The organism is Kocuria sp. SM24M-10, from assembly GCF_001027955.1.
GTDB classification, from domain to species: Bacteria; Actinomycetota; Actinomycetes; order Actinomycetales; family Micrococcaceae; genus Kocuria; species Kocuria oceani.
In genome coordinates, this window is record NZ_LDNX01000062.1 from 26,448 (window position 1) to 42,844 (window position 16,397).

At 75.3% G+C, this 16,397-nt stretch carries 18 protein-coding genes; 11 read left to right on the plus strand and 7 right to left on the minus strand.

The window, feature by feature from the left end; all coding sequences use genetic code 11:
• Positions 1 to 37 precede the first annotated feature (37 nt).
• Positions 38 to 427, plus strand: a complete 390-nt coding sequence (locus ABL57_RS07580) for a YchJ family protein (RefSeq protein ID WP_047802852.1) — start codon at positions 38 to 40, stop codon at positions 425 to 427.
• Positions 428 to 437: 10 nt separating this feature from the next.
• Here the strand turns inward: ABL57_RS07580 and ABL57_RS07585 are convergent, their stop codons facing one another.
• The 3 genes from ABL57_RS07585 to ABL57_RS07595 form a co-directional block, all read right to left on the minus strand.
• On the minus strand, positions 438 to 803 hold the full coding sequence (locus ABL57_RS07585; protein ID WP_047802853.1) for a VOC family protein: 366 nt from the start codon (positions 801 to 803) through the stop codon (positions 438 to 440).
• A gap of 9 nt (positions 804 to 812) precedes the next feature.
• Positions 813 to 1,676, minus strand: coding sequence for an SDR family oxidoreductase (locus ABL57_RS23380; protein WP_047802854.1), 864 nt, complete (start codon positions 1,674 to 1,676; stop codon positions 813 to 815).
• A gap of 151 nt (positions 1,677 to 1,827) precedes the next feature.
• Complete coding sequence (locus ABL57_RS07595) at positions 1,828 to 2,850, minus strand: AraC family transcriptional regulator (protein WP_047802899.1); 1,023 nt, start codon at positions 2,848 to 2,850, stop codon at positions 1,828 to 1,830.
• Between the two features lie 69 nt (positions 2,851 to 2,919).
• On the opposite strand from ABL57_RS07595, the gene ABL57_RS07600 reads away from it, so the two are divergent.
• The 7 genes from ABL57_RS07600 (at position 2,920) to ABL57_RS07625 (ending at position 10,273) form a co-directional block, all read left to right on the plus strand.
• Positions 2,920 to 4,455: an NAD(P)/FAD-dependent oxidoreductase gene (locus ABL57_RS07600; RefSeq protein ID WP_047802855.1), complete on the plus strand. Its 1,536-nt coding sequence runs from the start codon at positions 2,920 to 2,922 to the stop codon at positions 4,453 to 4,455.
• Positions 4,452 to 5,372 (plus strand): alpha/beta fold hydrolase, encoded by a 921-nt coding sequence (locus tag ABL57_RS07605; protein ID WP_047802856.1) that lies wholly within the window; start codon positions 4,452 to 4,454, stop codon positions 5,370 to 5,372. The genes ABL57_RS07600 and ABL57_RS07605 overlap by 4 nt, the downstream gene beginning before the upstream one ends.
• A 219-nt stretch (positions 5,373 to 5,591) precedes the next feature.
• Complete coding sequence (locus ABL57_RS07610; protein WP_047802857.1) at positions 5,592 to 6,941, plus strand: polysaccharide lyase family 1 protein; 1,350 nt, start codon at positions 5,592 to 5,594, stop codon at positions 6,939 to 6,941.
• Positions 6,938 to 7,549 (plus strand): hypothetical protein, encoded by a 612-nt coding sequence (locus ABL57_RS22945; protein ID WP_238986008.1) that lies wholly within the window; start codon positions 6,938 to 6,940, stop codon positions 7,547 to 7,549. The genes ABL57_RS07610 and ABL57_RS22945 overlap by 4 nt, the downstream gene beginning before the upstream one ends.
• A gap of 239 nt (positions 7,550 to 7,788) precedes the next feature.
• Entirely contained in the window at positions 7,789 to 8,826 is a 1,038-nt protein-coding gene (locus ABL57_RS22950; RefSeq protein WP_238986009.1) for a pectinesterase family protein, read from the plus strand.
• A 203-nt stretch (positions 8,827 to 9,029) separates the two neighbouring features.
• Positions 9,030 to 9,824 carry a GAF and ANTAR domain-containing protein gene (locus ABL57_RS07620; RefSeq protein WP_082157297.1) on the plus strand — a complete coding sequence of 265 codons (795 nt, stop codon included), beginning with the start codon at positions 9,030 to 9,032 and terminating at the stop codon, positions 9,822 to 9,824.
• A 122-nt stretch (positions 9,825 to 9,946) separates the two neighbouring features.
• Positions 9,947 to 10,273: a hypothetical protein gene (locus tag ABL57_RS07625; protein ID WP_047802858.1), complete on the plus strand. Its 327-nt coding sequence runs from the start codon at positions 9,947 to 9,949 to the stop codon at positions 10,271 to 10,273.
• Between the two features lie 23 nt (positions 10,274 to 10,296).
• On the opposite strand, the gene ABL57_RS22245 is transcribed toward ABL57_RS07625, so the two are convergent.
• The 4 genes from ABL57_RS22245 to ABL57_RS07645 all read right to left on the minus strand — a co-directional run bounded on the left by ABL57_RS22245 (position 10,297) and on the right by ABL57_RS07645 (position 12,387).
• Positions 10,297 to 10,512 carry a helix-turn-helix transcriptional regulator gene (locus tag ABL57_RS22245; protein ID WP_047802859.1) on the minus strand — a complete coding sequence of 72 codons (216 nt, stop codon included), beginning with the start codon at positions 10,510 to 10,512 and terminating at the stop codon, positions 10,297 to 10,299.
• A gap of 122 nt (positions 10,513 to 10,634) precedes the next feature.
• Positions 10,635 to 11,534: a spermidine synthase gene (locus tag ABL57_RS07635; RefSeq protein WP_047802860.1), complete on the minus strand. Its 900-nt coding sequence runs from the start codon at positions 11,532 to 11,534 to the stop codon at positions 10,635 to 10,637.
• Complete coding sequence (locus tag ABL57_RS07640; protein ID WP_047802861.1) at positions 11,531 to 12,046, minus strand: GNAT family N-acetyltransferase; 516 nt, start codon at positions 12,044 to 12,046, stop codon at positions 11,531 to 11,533. The genes ABL57_RS07635 and ABL57_RS07640 overlap by 4 nt, the downstream gene beginning before the upstream one ends.
• Positions 12,047 to 12,069: 23 nt before the next feature.
• Positions 12,070 to 12,387 carry a thiamine-binding protein gene (locus ABL57_RS07645; RefSeq protein ID WP_047802862.1) on the minus strand — a complete coding sequence of 106 codons (318 nt, stop codon included), beginning with the start codon at positions 12,385 to 12,387 and terminating at the stop codon, positions 12,070 to 12,072.
• 187 nt (positions 12,388 to 12,574) lie between these two features.
• Here ABL57_RS07645 and ABL57_RS07650 point away from each other — a divergent pair, with 187 nt between their 5' ends.
• From ABL57_RS07650 to ABL57_RS07660, 3 genes are all read left to right on the plus strand, one after another.
• Entirely contained in the window at positions 12,575 to 12,832 is a 258-nt protein-coding gene (locus tag ABL57_RS07650) for a metal-sensitive transcriptional regulator (protein WP_047802863.1), read from the plus strand.
• A gap of 110 nt (positions 12,833 to 12,942) precedes the next feature.
• On the plus strand, positions 12,943 to 15,036 hold the full coding sequence (gene pta / locus ABL57_RS07655; protein ID WP_047802864.1) for a phosphate acetyltransferase: 2,094 nt from the start codon (positions 12,943 to 12,945) through the stop codon (positions 15,034 to 15,036).
• A 77-nt stretch (positions 15,037 to 15,113) separates the two neighbouring features.
• Positions 15,114 to 16,256 (plus strand): acetate/propionate family kinase, encoded by a 1,143-nt coding sequence (locus ABL57_RS07660; protein WP_047802865.1) that lies wholly within the window; start codon positions 15,114 to 15,116, stop codon positions 16,254 to 16,256.
• Positions 16,257 to 16,397 lie beyond the last annotated feature (141 nt).

The window sequence follows — 16,397 nt, forward strand, 5'->3', positions numbered from 1 at the left end:
GTGGCCGTGAGCCGCAACCCCGCGGGAGGATGGGGGAATGATCGACGACGACGCCCGCTGCCCCTGCGGCACCGGTGAGAGCTACGGCGCGTGCTGCGGGCGCTTCCACCGCGGCCGCAGCGCGCCGACCGCCGAGCTGCTGATGCGCTCCCGGTACAGCGCCTTCGCCGCCGGGGACGAGGAGTACCTGCTGGCCACCTGGCACCCCGGCACGCGTCCCGCCTCCGTGGCGCTGGACCCGCAGCTGCGCTGGTACCGGCTGGACGTGCACGCCGCCGACGGCGGCGGACCCTTCGAGAGCGAGGGCCGGGTGGAGTTCAGCGCCCACTGGCGCGACGGCTCCGGGGCGCGCGGCCGGCAGCGGGAGCGCTCCCGGTTCGTGCGCGAGGACGGCCGCTGGTTCTACGTGGACGGCACCCCCGCCTGAGCCGGCCGGCTCAGGCGTCCTCGAGGTCCGCCAGCACGCAGAACTCGTTGCCCTCCGGGTCGGCCAGCACCACCCACGTGACCTCGGGCCCCTGCCCCACGTCCACCCGGCGCGCGCCGAGGGACTCCAGGCGGGCCACTTCCCCGTCCTGGTCGGTGTCCGCCGCCCGGAGGTCGAGGTGCATCCGGTTCTTGGCGGTCCTCGGCTCCGGGACGAGCAGGAAGTCCAGGTGCGGGCCCGGGCCCGCGGCGGGTGCGATGCCCACGTAGCCCTCGGCCTCGCCGTGGACGGTGTAGCCCAGGGCCGCGCACCAGAAGCGGGCCAGGGCCGCGGGGTCGCGGCAGTCGACGACGACGGAGGACAGGGTGCTGGTCATGGGGCCAGCCTAGGCCCGGCGCCGCCGCCGGGAAAGGCGCTGCAGGAGCGGGCGGGCGCGCTGGAGGACGGACCAGTACGTGCCCGGGAACAGCCGCGCCGCCAGGTCCGGCAGCACCGCGCTGGGGGCCACCAGCAGCCGGCCCCGGCGCCGCTCCACCGCCTCCAGGATGTCCGCGGCCGCCCGCTCGGCGGGGTAGCTCAGCAGCGCGGCGAAGCTCTCACGACCGGCCGCGGCCTCCTCGGCCGGCGCGCCGGCCGGGGTGCGGGCGGACTCGGCGATCCGGGTCCGGACCCCGCCGGGGTGGACCACGGTGACGCCCACCCGCCCGGCCAGCTCGTGGCGCAGGCCCTCCGTGAACCCGCGCACGGCGTACTTGCTGGCGGCGTAGGCCACCTGCCCGGGCGGGGCGATGAGCCCGAACAGGCTCGAGAGGTTGACCAGGTGGCTGCCGGGAGTGGCGAGCAGGGCCGGCAGCAGCCGCCGGGTGAGGATGACCGGGGCCCGGAAGTTGATGTCCATGAGCCAGTCGAACTCCTCGGCGGAGACCTGCTCGAAGGTGCCGCCGAGGGCCACGCCGGCGTTGTTCACCAGCAGGTCGATGCGCGGGTGCTCGGCGAGGATCCGGTCGGTGACGGCGGGCAGCGCGGAGAGCTCGGCGAGGTCCGCCACGACGGTGCGCACCCGCACCTCCGGGTGCCGCCGGCGGATCGTGCCGGCGACGCCCTCGAGCCCGGGCTCGTCCCGGTCGACGAGCACCAGGTGGGCGCCGCGGGCGGCGAGGCCGTGGGCCAGCTGCTCGCCGATGCCGCCGGCGGCGCCGGTGAGCACCGCGGTGGCGCCGGAGAAGCGGAAGGGGGCGGAGGGGGACACGGGCTGCTCCTGGGACGAGGAAACGGGACGCGGAAACGGGAACGAGGACGCGGGACAGGGTCCGGGCGACGGGCTCGGGGTCCAGTGTGGGGCGCTCCCGCCGAGGCGGGCTTGACCGGTCACGACAGTAAGTTGACCGCACGCGACACGATCAGCTCGTGCGCGTCACCCCGCGGCGCACGTCCCGCGGCGGGGCGCCCCACCAGCGGCGGGCGCACCGGGTCAGCGCCGAGGACTCGGACAGGCCCACCAGCCCGGCGATCTGGCTCAGCGGGACCTCGGTGGTGGTGAGCCAGCGCAGGGCCGCGCTGCGCCGGGCCTCGTCCAGGATCGCGCCGAAGGTGGTGTCCTCCTCGGCCAGCCGGCGCTGGAGGGTGCGGGGATGCAGGTCCAGGACGCGGGCCACCGCCTCCAGCTCCGGGTCGGCGGTGCCCAGCAGCTGCACCAGCACCCCGCGCACCCGCGGCGCCCACGCCGAGCCCGCACCCGGGATCTGGGCGTCGAGGAAGGCCAGCGCCACCTGCCGCACGCCGGCGTCCCCGTGCAGCGGCCGGGCGAGCGTGCTCGTGGGGATCCGCAGCAGGACCTCGGGCCGGCCCGGGCGCACCGGCACGCCGAAGAACTCCTCGTAGACCCGCAGCGGCGCGGCGGGGCGGTGGTCCAGGTCGACCGTGCGCAGCCCGTAGCGGCCGCCGACCAGCGAGGTGAGGGCCCGGTGCAGCAGCCCCAGCCCGAGGTCGGTGCCCTGCGGGCTGCCGTGCCCGCCCCGGGCCGCCGGGGCGTGCCCGACGTAGCGCACGGCCGTCACCCCCCGGGCGCCGTAGGGGTCCTCGACCAGCGCCAGCTCGAGGGAGGGCGCGTGCACGAAGAGGTAGCGGGACGCGCACTCCAGGGCGTCGCGCACCGTCTCGGAGTGGCGGGCGGCGAGCGCCAGCGGGCCGAGCACGCCCGGGTCCTGGCGGGCGGCGACCCGCAGCCCCAGGTCGGGGCAGGCCAGCTCCCGGGCGGCGGCCTCCAGCACCCGCCCGACGGCCCGCTCCGGGACCAGGAGGTCGTCGGTGTCCAGGGCGGCACGAGGCAGGCCGGCGGCGTCGGCGAGCGCCTCGGCGTCGCCCCCGAGCTCGGCCACCGCGGCGCGGAAGCCGCGCAGCCCCGCGGAACGGATGACGGACATGTCGCCCAGGGTCAAGCAATCGTCGTGCAGCGTCAAGTGCTGCCGGGCGCCGCGGGGGATCCTGGACCCATGTCAGCCACTTTCCCCACCCCCGAGAACCCCGCCGGGGCGGAGCACCGCGACGTCGTGGTCGTCGGCGCGGGCCTGTCCGGCATCGGCGCGGCCTACCGCCTGCAGACCGAGTGCCCCGGCCTGTCCTACGCCGTCCTGGAGGCGCGCGACGGGATGGGCGGGACCTGGGACCTCTTCCGCTACCCCGGCGTCCGCTCGGACTCCGACATGTTCACCCTGGGCTACTCCTTCAAGCCCTGGCGGGACCCGCAGTCCATCGCCGACGGCCCCTCGATCCTCGCCTACATCCGCGAGACGGCCGAGGAGTTCGGCATCGACCGGCACATCCGCTACCGCACCAAGGTGGTCTCGGCCGACTGGTCCTCCGCGGATGCCCGGTGGACGCTGGGCCTCCAGGAGCGCGACGACGAGGGCGGGCTCCGGCGGCGCACGATGACGTGCTCCTTCCTGTACTCCTGCGCCGGGTACTACGACTACGAGCGGGGGCACGACCCCGTCCTGCCCGGGATCGAGGAGTTCGGGGGCCGGGTGGTGCACCCGCAGTTCTGGCCCGAGGAGCTGGACTGGAGCGGGCAGCGGGTGGTGGTGATCGGCAGCGGCGCCACAGCGGTGACCCTGGTGCCGGCGATGGCCGCGGACGCGGCGAGCGTGACGATGCTGCAGCGCTCCCCCACCTGGATCAGCGCCGTGCCCGGCCGGGACCGGCGCGCCGACGCCCTGCGCCGGGCCCTGCCCCCGGGGCCGGCCCACCGGCTGATCCGGACGAAGAACATCCTGTTCAGCACGGCCGTATACCAGTTCTGCCGGCGCCGCCCGGCCGCGGCGCGGGAGTACTTCACGTCCCGGGCCGCGCGCATCCTCGGCTCGGAGGAGCTCGTGGCCGAGCACTTCACCCCGACCTACGACCCCTGGGACCAGCGGCTGTGCGCCGTGCCCAACGCGGACCTGTTCAAGGCGCTGCGGCGGGGCCGGGCCGACGTGGTCACCGACACGATCGACACGTTCGTGCCCGAGGGGATCCGGCTGAGCAGCGGCCGGGTCCTGGAGGCCGACGTGGTGGTCACCGCCACGGGGCTGAGGCTGCTGCCCTTCGGCGGGATCGCCCCCACGGTGGACGGCGCCCCGGTGGAGCTGTCGGAGCAGTTCGTCTGGAACGGCGCCATGCTCACGGGCGTGCCCAACTTCGCGCTGTGCATCGGCTACACCAACGCCTCGTGGACGCTGCGGGCCGACCTGACGCACCGCCTGGTCTGCAAGGTGCTCCAGCACCTGGAGCGCCGCGACGCCGCCGCCGTGGTGCCCAAGGCCGCCCCGGGCATGACCGAGCACCCGCTGCTGGACCTCACATCCGGCTACGTCCGGCGCTCGATCGACGCGTTCCCCCGCCAGGGCGACCGCCACCCCTGGCGGGTGCGGCAGAACTACCTGCTGGACTCGGCGACCACCCTGCGCACCCCGCTGTCCCGGACCCTCGACCTGATCCCCCGCCCCGCCGCCCGCCCCGCGGCCGCACCCCAGGAGACCCACGCATGACCGAGCAGCACACCTCGCAGCCCGCCGCCGGCGCCCCGGGGGCCACGACGACGGTGCAGGTCGCCGGCCGGCCCGTGCGCATCCGCCTCTCCGGGCCGGAGCAGGCCCCACCCGTGGTGCTGCTGCACGGGATCGGGCGCAGCCTCGAGGACTGGTCGGCCGCCCACGAGCTGCTCGCCCGGGACCACCGGGTGCTGAGCACCGACCTGCCCGGCTTCGGGCTGAGCCCCGCGGGCCCGGAGAAGCCGGGACTCGGGGCGTTCGCCCGTGCCGTGGTCGGGGTGCTCGACGCGGTGGGCGAGGACCGCCCGGTGCACCTGATGGGCAACTCGCTGGGCGGCGCCGTGGCCATGACCGTGGCCGCGGAGCACCCGGAGCGGGTGGCGAGCCTGCTGCTGGCCAACAGCGCCGGGTTCGGCCGGGAGGCCAACGTCTCCCCGCTGCCCATGGTCTGGGCCGCGCTGTCCCGCCTGCCCGTGGTGGGCGCCCGGTTCCGCCCGCTGGCCAGGGCCGCCGCGGTGCGCTCGAACCAGAACTGCTTCTTCGACCCGGCGCTGGCCACGCCCGAGCTCCTCCGGCACGCGGCGACGGTGGGCTCGCAGCCGGACTTCCGGGCCACCTTCCTGGGCACCTACCGCAGCATCGGGCTGCCGGTGGTGGGCGTGCTGCCCGGCTGGCGCCGGGCCCTGCTCGAGAAGATCCGTGCCTCCGGGCTGCCCGTGCTCGTGCTGTGGGGCGACGCCGACGCCGTGCTGCCCGCCCACCACGCCGACGCCGCGGCCGCCGCCCTGCCCGGGGCCCGCCTGCACGTGTTCCCGGACACCGGGCACATGCCGCAGATCGAGCGGACCGCGGAGCTGGTGGAGCTGGCCCGGGAGTTCGTGGCCTCCGCCGAGGATCGCCGCGCGGCCTCCTGATCCCGCGGCGCACCGCGGGCGGCACCACCGAGCATGACTCCCGGCCGAACAGGTCCTTTCGAGCATGCACACCCGGACACCTTCCGGCCGGAAAGCGCTTTCTGCTACCGTCCTGCCCAGCACCCCCAGTGACCCCCATCACAGTTCTTCCCCTCACCGGGGCGTGCCCACCGCAACGACGGAAGAGGGATCATGCGCCCACGCGCCTCGCACTTGTCCATGTCCTTGTCCTTGTCCACCGCCGCCGTACTGGCGCTGCTCACGGCGTCCCCCGCCGCGGCCGCCCCCGGCCCGCTCGCCGACCCGACGGCCCGGTCGGCCCGCACCCCGGTCGAGCGGCAGGTGCTGCCCGCCGGTGACGGCTGGGCCTCCGCCGACGGCGGGACCACCGGCGGGGCTGCGGCCGCCCCCGCCGACGTCCACGACGTCGACGACCGGGCCGGGCTCCTCGAGGCGCTCGCCGCCTCGGGCGAGCGGCCGAAGATCATCCGCGTGCACGGCAGGATCGACGCCAACACGGCGCCCGACGGATCCGCGCTGAGCTGCGCGGACTACGCGGCCGGCACCGGCTACGACCTGGAGCAGTACCTGCAGGACTACGACCCCGCCACCTGGGGCCGGGACCGTGACCCGGCGGGGGCCCAGGAGGACGCCCGCCGTGCCGCGGCCGCGAACCAGGCCCGCACGATCCGCTGGGACGTCCCCGGCAACACCACGATCGTCGGCGCCGGCCCGGACAGCGAGATCCGCGGCGCCGCGCTGCGGATCAACGGGGCCGACAACGTCATCCTGCGCAACCTGACGTTCTCCGACGCCGCCGACTGCTTCCCGGCCTGGGACCCGGGCGACGGCAGCACCGGGGCCTGGAACAGCGAGTACGACCTGCTGCAGGTCATCAACGGCGCCACCCACGTGTGGGTCGACCACTCGGAGTTCACCGACGCCCCGAACCCCGACAGCGGGCAGCCCAGCTACTTCGGCACCCCCTACCAGGTGCACGACGGCGCCCTCGACGTGACCAACGGGTCGGACCTGGTCACGATCTCCTACAACCGGTTCACCGACCACGACAAGCTGATGCTCATCGGGTCCACCGACTCCCCCACCCGGGGGGACCCCGGCAGACTGCGGGTGACCGTCCACCACAACGTGTTCGAGGACGTCGGCCAGCGGGCCCCCCGGGTGCGCTACGGCCAGGTGGACGTCTACAACAACCACTACGTGGTGCCCGAGGACGGGTCCGTGCCCTTCGTGTACTCCCTGGGCGCGGGGATCGAGTCGCACCTGTACGCGGAGGCCAACGCCTTCACCCTGCCCGCCGGCACGGACCCCGCGCGGCTCATCGGCCGCTACAAGGGCTCGGTCGTCGCCACCGTGGACAACACCGTGAACGGCAAAGAGGTCGACCTCCGGGCCGCCTACAACGCCGCCGTCCCCGAGAGCGCGCAGCTGGCCCACGACACCTCCTGGACGCCCACGCTGCGCACCAAGGTGCACTCCGCCCAGGCGGTGCCGGCGCTGCTCGCCCGCACCACCGGCCCCGTGCTCAGCACCGGCGGGAACCGGTGAGCCCCGCCGCGCCGACCCGGCGCACCCTCCTGACCGCGTTCGCGCTGGCGGCCGGCACCACCGCCCTGACGGGCGCGGCGGGCACCCCGGCTCTGGCCGCGCCGGGGGCCACCGGCAACAACGGCGGGATGCGGCGCACCCGCCCGGCGCTGTTCGTCGTCGGCGACTCGACGTCGTCCGCCTACCAGCACTCCGAGCGCCCCCGCGCGGGCTGGGGACAGGCCCTGCCCCTGCTGCTGGGCCCCCGGGCCGGCGTGGCCGACTACGCCTGGTCCGGGGCCTCGTCCAAGAGCTACGCGGACGCCGGGCTGCTCGACCGGGTGCTGGGCATGCTCCAGCCCGGCGACCACCTGCTCGTCGCGTTCGGCCACAACGACGAGAAGGTCCAGGACCCGGCCCGCGGCACGCTGCCGGGTCCTGGACCTTCGAGGCGTACCTGCGCCGCTACGTCGACGGCGCCGTCGCGCAGGGCGCGCAGCCGGTGCTGGTCACCCCGGTGGAGCGCCGGCGCTTCGACGCCTTCGGGGCGGCCCGGGACACCCACGGGGCCTATCCCCAGGCCGTGCGCGACCTCGCGGCGGCCACCGGCACACCCCTGGTGGACCTGACCGCCTCCTCCAAGGACCTGTGGCAGCGCCTCGGCCCCGAGGGGACGACCTCCCACTTCCTGCACCTGGCGTCGGGCGAGCACCCGCAGTACCCGCAGGGCTCGGCGGACAACACCCACTTCCAGGCCCTCGGCGCCCTCGCGGTGGCCCGGCTGGTCGCCCGCGAACTGCGGTCGAAGCGGATCGTGCCGCCGGGCTGGTTCGCGGACACCGGCGCGGCGGCCGACCCGCTGGGCCGGATGCACTGGCCCGCCGAGCGGCCCGTGGACACCCCCGTGGTGCTCGACGTCGGTCCCGGCGAACGGTTCCGCACCGTGCAGTCCGCCGTGGACGCGGCGGAGCCCGGCGGCGCCCGCCGGACGGTGATCCGGATCCACCCCGGGGAGTACCGGGAGGTCCTGCACGTGCCGTCGAGCAGACCCCGGATCTCCCTGGTCGGGACGGGCGAGGGACCCGAGGACGTGGTGCTGGTGCACGACAACGCCTCCGGGACCCTCAAGCCCGACGGGAGCGGTCCGTTCGGCACGTTCGGCAGCGCCTCCGCCCGGGTGGACGGCGCGGACTTCGTCGCGCGGAACCTGACGTTCGGCAACGACTTCGACGAGGCCGCGCACCCGGGGATGAAGAACCGCCAGGCGGTGGCCCTGCACCTGACCGGCGACCGGGCGGTCCTCTCCGGGGTGCGCCTCCTCGGCAACCAGGACACCCTGCTGGTCAACTCCCCCGCGAGCGGCGTGGCCGCGCGGTCCTGGTTCGACCGGTGCTACGTCGAGGGCGACGTCGACTTCGTGTTCGGCCGCGGCACCGCGGTGTTCGACGGCTGCGAGCTCCGGTCCCTCGACCGCGGCTCCGACAGCAACAACGGGTACGTCACGGCCGGCAGCCAGGACCTGAGCGTCGAGCGCGGGTACCTGTTCAGCGGCTGCCGCTTCACGTCCGGGGCCGCCGCCGGCACCGTGCACCTCGGCCGCCCCTGGCACCCCGGCGGTGACCCCCGGGCCGTGGCGCAGGTGCTCGTGCGCGACTCCTGGCTCGGCGCCCACATCGCGGCGAGCCCGTGGACGGACATGAGCGGCTTCTCGTGGCGGGAGGCCCGCTTCGCCGAGCACGCCAACCGCGGCCCGGGCGCGCGGCTCACCCCGGACCGCCCCCAGCTGCCGGCCGGCGAGGCGGAGCGCTTCACCGTCCGCGACTACCTCGCGGGCGAGGACGGCTGGGCCCCGCAGCTGGCCGGCACGGCGGTCGACAGCACCGCCCTGCTCGACCTGCCGGGCTGACCCGGTCGCCACGAGGGGCGGTGGCCCGCCGGGCGGCGACGTCCCCGGCGGGCCACCGCTCCCTCGCGCACACGTCCCCGTGGGCCGCCGCCCGCGCGTCCTCGTCCGGGGTGCTGGTACAGTTCTGCCGCCGGCACGCGCACGCGCCGGCCTCGACTGCGGCGAGGGGGTCCGCACACAGGACGGAACGGGTGGGCCTGCCCATGGTGGATTCGACGACGGCCGACGCGCGCTCCGTGCAGCTGGAGGACCTGCTGCTGGCCTCCGAGGACCTGACGGACTTCCTCCAGCAGTTCGTGCGCAGCACGGCGCGGCACCTCGCGGAGGACGCCGACGACCTGTGGTGCTCGATCACCCTGGTCCGGGGTGCCGCCGCGGCCACGGTGGTCGCCAGCCACGAGCGGGCCGCCGCCCTGGACGAGGTCCAGTACGCCTTCGACGGCGGCCCGTGCCTGAGCGCGGCCGAGCGGCACCGGGTCGTGCTGCTGGCCGACACCCGCACCGACCGGCAGTGGCCGGCCTACAGCCGGGCGGCCGCGGAGCACGGGGTCCGCTCCGTCCTGGCCGTGCCCTTCGAGCTGGAGGACCGGGCCCGGGCGGCGCTGAACGTCTACTCGGGGACGCTGCGCCCGTTCGACGCCCGGACCACGGCGGCGGTCGAGCGGGAGGTCGCACTGGCCTCCCGGGCCCTGCGCCTGGCCCTGCGCCTGGCCCGGCACCGGGAGACGCAGACCGACCTGGCCGCGGCGATGGCCTCGCGCACCACGATCGACATGGCCATCGGGCTGGTGATGGCCCGCCAGGGCTGCACCCAGGACGACGCCGTGGCCCTGCTGACCGCGGCGTCCAACCACCGCAACGTCAAGCTGCGCGACGTCGCCGCCGAGCTGGTGGCGGCGGCCAACGACGGGCCGACGAGCACGCACTTCAACCCGTCCGCCCCGCCCGCGTCGCGGTCCCGGCCCGTGCCGTCCCCGGTGGACGGGAGCGTGGTCTGAACCCGACCGCGCCACGGGTCCCCCGGTGCCGGCGGTGGCGCCCCGGATGCCGCGCGGCTAGGATCGAGGAGTGCGTCGAGTAGTCGGCCGCGACTTTGTCGTAGCCAGCGAAAGAAGCTCCCGTGCACTCTGTTCCCGCCACCCCCGTCACCGCCCCGACCGTGGCCGTCCTGGGCGGTGACGCCGATCCCGCGCCGGCGCCCGGCCGGGCCGGGCTCGCCGCCGCGGACGCAGGGCCCGCCGACGAGACCGCTCTCGCTCCTGACGAGGAGTTCCCGGAGGGCCTGGAGGAACTCCCCCTGGCCGATCTGCAGGTGCTCCACAGCCGCGTCACCCGCCAGGTCGAGCACGAGCACCTCTCCCCCGAGGGACCGCACCCGCTCACCCGGGACCGGCAGCACGACGTGGCGGCCGAGCTCGCGGCCCGGGGTCCTCGCCGCGCCGGGTGAGCCCCCGCGCCGGCCGCGGTCCGTCAGGCCCGGGGCGGGGTGCGGCCGGCGTCGTCGTGGAAGACGTCCTCGACCGGCCGGCCGAAGAACCGCGCCAGGGCGAGGGCCACGGACAGGGACGGCTCGGACCGGCCGTTCTCGACCGCGTAGATCGTCTGCCGGGAGACCCCCACGGCGATGGCCAGCTGCCCCTGCGACAGGGTCCGGGCGGCCCGCAGCGCCTTCAGCTCGTTGCGCACCTGCGACCACCTCCTCGGACACCCTCGTCGGTTACCAAGCAACCTTAGCGGCTCCGGCGGCGCGGTGCCGAGCAACTCCCGGCGAGCACCTGCGTGTCCCCCGGATCCCCGCGCGGGGCGCGTCACGGGGCGTGCGGCGCCCGGGGCGGGACGGCGTCGCGGCGCGGGGGCGTCCCGGCGACGAAGGAGCGGGCCCAGGCCCCGTCCTTGTACTGGGCGGGCACCGCTCCGCCCAGCAGCTCGCGGCCGAGCGCGGCGGCCTCCGGCGAGCCCGCCGCCGGCAGTGGCACGGCGGAGGCGGCCAGCACGATGTTGCCGTAGCGGCGGCCCTTGAGCATCGCCGGGTCGGCCACGGCGCCGACGTGCTCGAAGACCTCGGACAGCGCGGCCAGCTCGGCCCGCGCCCCGGCGAGGTCCCGGGTGTCCCCGCAGTTGAGCACGTACAGCCCGCCCGGGGCCAGCACACGGGCCACGTGCCGGGCGAACTCCACCGTGGTGAGCGGCTCCGGGGTCGTGGATCCGGCGAACACGTCCCGGACCACCACGTCCCGGGTGGCCGCCGTCAGCGACTCCGTGACGGCGCGGGCCTCCCCCGCCCGGATCCGCAGCCGCGGGGCGCGCGGGAGGTCGAACCACTGCCGGACCAGCTCGGCGAGCCGGCCGTCGAGCTCCACGACGACCTGCCGTGCGGCCGGATAGGCGTGGGCGAGGTACCGGGCCATCGAGCAGGCACCCCCGCCCAGGTGCAGGACGCGCAGCGCGGCGGGGTCCAGGTGCGCGCCGACGTGGGCGTGGACGAGCGCGGCGATCCAGCGCATGTACTCGAAGTCCAGCCGCTCGGGGTGCTGCGGGTCCACGTGGGAGGAGGGCACCCCGTTGACGTGGAGCACCCAGGAGCCGGGAGCGTACTCGTCGGGCACCAGCTCGGCGGTGCCGGTGGAGATCTCGTAGCTGCCGGCCGCGGGGCCGCCCGGGGCGGCGGGCTCCGGCGCCCGGCGCCCGCGGCGGGCCGCGCGGCTCACGCCGGACCCGTCCGCACCATCCGGTGCATGTGCTGCCCGGTCCACGGCCCGCCGGCGGGAAAGGACTCCTCGAAGGCTCGGAAACCGTGCTTGGCGTAGAAGTGCTCGGCGCGGTCGTTGCCGTCCATGATCCACAGGTAGGCGTCCGCGGGGCCGACGGCGGCCTCCAGCAGCGCCGCGCCCAGTCCGGTGCCGTGCGTCGCGACGAGGGTGTAGAGCTGGAACAGCTGCCGGGGGACCACCGGGGCGGGCACCCCGGCGCGGGTCTCCCACGCGGCGGGTGCCGGTCCGGCGGAGACCAGCCCGAGGGCGGCCCCGTCGTCGTCGAGCGCCCAGAGGGTGCGCACGCGCGGGTCGGCGAGGAGGTCGCGGTCGTAGCCGGCCGTGCGGTCGGCCGCGTCGCGCTGCCGGTCGGCGAAGGCGTCGCCGAAGAGCGGGCGGTAGGTCTCGTCGAGGCAGCGCAGGTGCAGGGCGGACCACGCGGAGGCGTCTTCGACACCGGCGGGGCGCACCCGCGCGGCCGTGGTGGCGCGGGTCAGGACTCGATCGCCTGCCGCCGGATCGCGGCCTCGAGCCGCTCCACCTTGCCGGTCAGCTCGCCGGTGCGACCGGGGCGGATGTCGGCCTTGAGCACGAGGGACACCCGGGGCCCGTAGGCGCCGACGGCCTCGGTGGCGCGCTTGACGACGTCCATGACCTCGTCCCACTCGCCCTCGATCGTGGTGAACATGGCGTCGGTCTCGTGCGGCAGTCCGGAGTCGCGGACCACCCGGACGGCGGCGGCGACGGCGTCGTGCACGGAGCCGGTGGCGTCGGAGCCACCGGACGGGGAGACGGAGAAGGCAACCAGCATGCCCCCAGTCTCCCACCCGGGACGCCCGGGGAGAACCCCGCGCCACGACGACGACGGCCCCGCCGCCCCGGGGCGGTCCGGCCCGGAGCGGTGGGGACCCGTCGCGGAAGATACCCCGAAGGGTATGCCGGATCCCCCGGGGGGTATAGAATGGCCGGGACCCGCCCTCGTCCCCCAGGAGCGCCCCGTGCAACTCGATCCCCAGGACCTCACCCCGACCATCAACCGCCTCAAGCGGGCGCAGGGCCAGCTCACCGCCGTCATCCGCATGCTCGAGGAGAGCCGTGACTGCAAGGACGTGGTGACCCAGCTCTCCGCGGTCTCCCGCGCCCTGGACAAGGCCGGCTTCAGCATCATCGCGACCGGCCTGGAGCAGTGCCTGCGCCAGGAGGACCCCAGCCTGGACAAGGCCGAGCTGGAGAAGATGTTCCTCTCCCTGGCCTGAGCCCGCCCGGGCGGGCGGCGAGCGCCGCGGCCCGGCCCCCGGAACGGGCGGACCCTAGACTGGGGCGAGCACGTCAGTTCCGAGCCCGCCCACCGGAGGACGCCCAGACCATGACCCAAGGCATCTACGTCAGTGCCATGACGCCGCAGTCCGGCAAGTCGCTCGTGGCCCTCGGGCTGGCCGACTCGCTGTTCCGCAGGACCGACCGCCTGGGCTACTTCCGGCCCGTCCACCTGGGGCGGAGCCCGGCGGAGGACCCCATGGTCCAGCTCATGAAGCGCAACTTCGACCTCCCCGACGAACGGTGCCGCGGCGGGCTCTCGCTGGCCCGCACCCGGGAGCTGCTCGCGGCCGGGGACCACGACGAGCTCGACTCGATGGCCGTGAGCGTCTACGGCGAGATGGCCCGGCACTGCGACGTGATCGTGGTGGACGGGACCGACCTGCTGGCGCACAACGCGGCCACCGCCGAGTTCGACATGAACGCCCGGATGGCCAACAACCTGGGCACCTCGGTGCTGGCCGTGATCGGCGCGGACGAGTCCGAGTCCCCCGAGGACCTGCTCAACGCGATCGAGGTCACCCGCGCGGAGCTGCACCAGGCCCGGTGCGACATCTTCGCCGTCATCGTCAACCGGGCCCGGCCCGAGTGGGTCGAGCGGCTGAGCGCCAACGCCTCCCGGGGCGTGCGCGGGCTGCCCGTCTACGTGATCGCCGAGAACGCCGCGGTGGCCGCGCCCACCGTGGCCGAGCTGCGGGACCGGCACGGCTTCGGGGACGGGCCCTCGGACGTCTCCCTGGACCGCGACGTCAAGGGCGTGAAGATCGCCGCGATGACGGTGGCCCACTACCTCGAGCAGCTCGCCGACGGCGATTTCGTCATCACCCCGGGGGACCGCTCCGACATCGTCGTCGCGTCCCTGGCCTCCGCCCTCTCCCCGGCCCTGCCGGTCCCCTCGGGGATGCTGCTGACCGGCGGCTTCGGCACCGAGGGGCGGATCCAGGAGCTCACCGCCGCGGCGCCGTTCCCCGTGCTCACCACGGGGCTGGACACCTACAGCGCCGCCCGCGCGGTCTCCCGCTCCCGCGGCACGCTCTCGGGGGCCCATCCGCGCAAGGTCGCGGCCGCGCTGGGCGAGTGGGCCCGGCGCGTGGACGACGAGGAGCTGGTCAGCCGCCTGGACCTGCCGCGCCCGCTGCGGCGCACGCCGCTGCGCTTCCTGCACGAACTGGTCGAGGCGGCGCGCACGCAGCGGAAGAACATCGTGCTGCCGGAGGGCGAGGACCCCCGCATCCTGCGCGCCGCCGAGATGATCCACCGCCGCAACTTCTGCGACCTCACGGTCCTCGGCGACCCCGCGAAGATCGCCGGGCTGTGCCAGACGGAGGGCATCAACCTCGACTTCGACGACGAGGGGCTCACGCTCGTCGACTTCGAGCACGACGAGGCGCTGCGCGAGAAGTACGCCGGCGAGTACGTGCGGCTGCGCGCCCACAAGGGCGTGCAGCAGGACGCGGCCCTGGAGCGGATGCTCGACGGCTCCTACTTCGGCACCATGATGGTGCAGATGGGGGACGTGGACGGCATGGTCTCCGGCGCCGCGCACACCACGGCCAACACGATCCGCCCCGCCCTGGAGTTCGTGAAGACCTCCGAGGGCGTGCGGATCGTCTCCTCCGTGTTCTTCATGCTCCTCGAGGACCGCGTGCTGGTCTACGGCGACTGCGCGGTCAACCCGAACCCCGACGCCCAGCAGCTCGCGGACATCGCGCTCGCCTCCGCCCGCACCGCCCGCCAGTTCGGCGTGGAGCCCCGGGTGGCGATGCTGTCCTACTCCACCGGAGGCTCCGGCTCCGGCCAGGACGTGGACAAGGTCCGGGCGGCCACCAAGATCGTGCGCGCGGCGGACCCCGAGCTGGAGGTGGAGGGTCCCATCCAGTACGACGCCGCGGTGGACGCCTCGATCGCGGCCTCCAAGCTGCCCGGCTCCGCCGTGGCGGGACGGGCGACCGTGTTCGTCTTCCCGGACCTCAACACCGGCAACAACACCTACAAGGCCGTCCAGCAGTCCGCCGGCGCCGTGGCCGTGGGCCCGGTGCTGCAGGGGCTGCGCAAGCCCGTCAACGACCTCTCGCGGGGGTGCACCGTGGACGACATCGTCAACACGGTGGCGATCACCGCGATCCAGGCCCAGCACATGTGAGCCGGCGCCCCGCCGCCCGCTTCCCGACCGTCCCGTTCCCGACCGTCCCGTTCCCGACCGCCCCAGGGAGACCCACCATGCTCGTGCTCGTCGTCAACTGCGGCTCGTCCTCGCTGAAGTACCAGGTCCGGGAGCTGGAGCCGGGCGCCGACGGCGGCACCGTGCTCACGTCCGGGCTGATCGAGAACATCGGCAGCTCCCGGATCCAGGACCACACGCAGGCCCTCGAGCTGCTCGCCGGGCGCCTCGGGACCGAGCTGGACGGGCGGACCGTGGACGCCGCCGGGCACCGCGTGGTGCACGGCGGCGAGCGGTTCTCGGCACCCGTGCTGGCGACCCCGGAGATCATCCGCGACATCGAGCGGCTCGTCCCGCTGGCGCCGCTGCACAACCCGGCCGCGGTCCTGGGCCTGCGCGCCGTCCAGAAGACCTGGCCGCAGCTGCCGCAGGTCTGCGTGTTCGACACCGCCTTCCACCGCACCATGCCCGAGCACGTGTGGCGCTACGCGGTCCCGGAGCGGTTCTACGAGCACTGGGGGATCCGCCGCTACGGCTTCCACGGCACCTCCCACGACTGGGTGACCGGGCAGGCGGCGGAGTTCCTGGGGATCCCGCGCGAGCGGTTCCGCGCCGTCGTCGCCCACCTGGGCAACGGCGCCTCGGTCACGGCGATCCGGGACGGCCGCTCCTACGACACCTCGATGGGCTACACGCCCCTGGCCGGGCTGGTGATGGGCACCCGCACGGGGGACCTGGACCCGTCCGTGGTCACCGCCGTGCTGCGCCGGGACCCGGAGATGACCCCTGAGCGGCTCGACGCCGTGCTGAACAAGGAGTCCGGGCTGCGGGCCGTGGCCGGGGACCACGACATGCGCGCCGTCCAGGAGGCCGCCGCACGCGGCGACGAGCGCGCCGAGCTGGCCCTGGAGATGGCGGCCTACCGCCTGGCGAAGTACGTGGGCGGCTACCACGTGGCCGTGGAAGGGGCACAGGCGCTGGTCTTCACCGCCGGCATCGGCGAGAACGCCGCGCCGTTCCGGAAGCGGGTCTGCGACCGGCTCGGCGCCCTGGGGGTCCGTCTCGACGACGACGCCAACGCCGCCCGCGCACGCGGGACCCGGCGGATCTCGGCCCCCGGCTCGGCCCTCGAGGTGCTGGTGGTGCCCACCGACGAGGAGCAGGCGATCGCCGCGGCCACCGCGGCGCTGGTCGCCGGCTGAGCATCGCGGGAGACCGGACCGGCACACCGGACCGGCACACCGGAGCGCCGCACCGGGACGCACGGCCGGCCCGCCGCGCACCGTTGACGGCGCGGTGCCGCCCGCCCTTGACGGGGCGGCGGCGGAGGTGTCTGCTGAAGG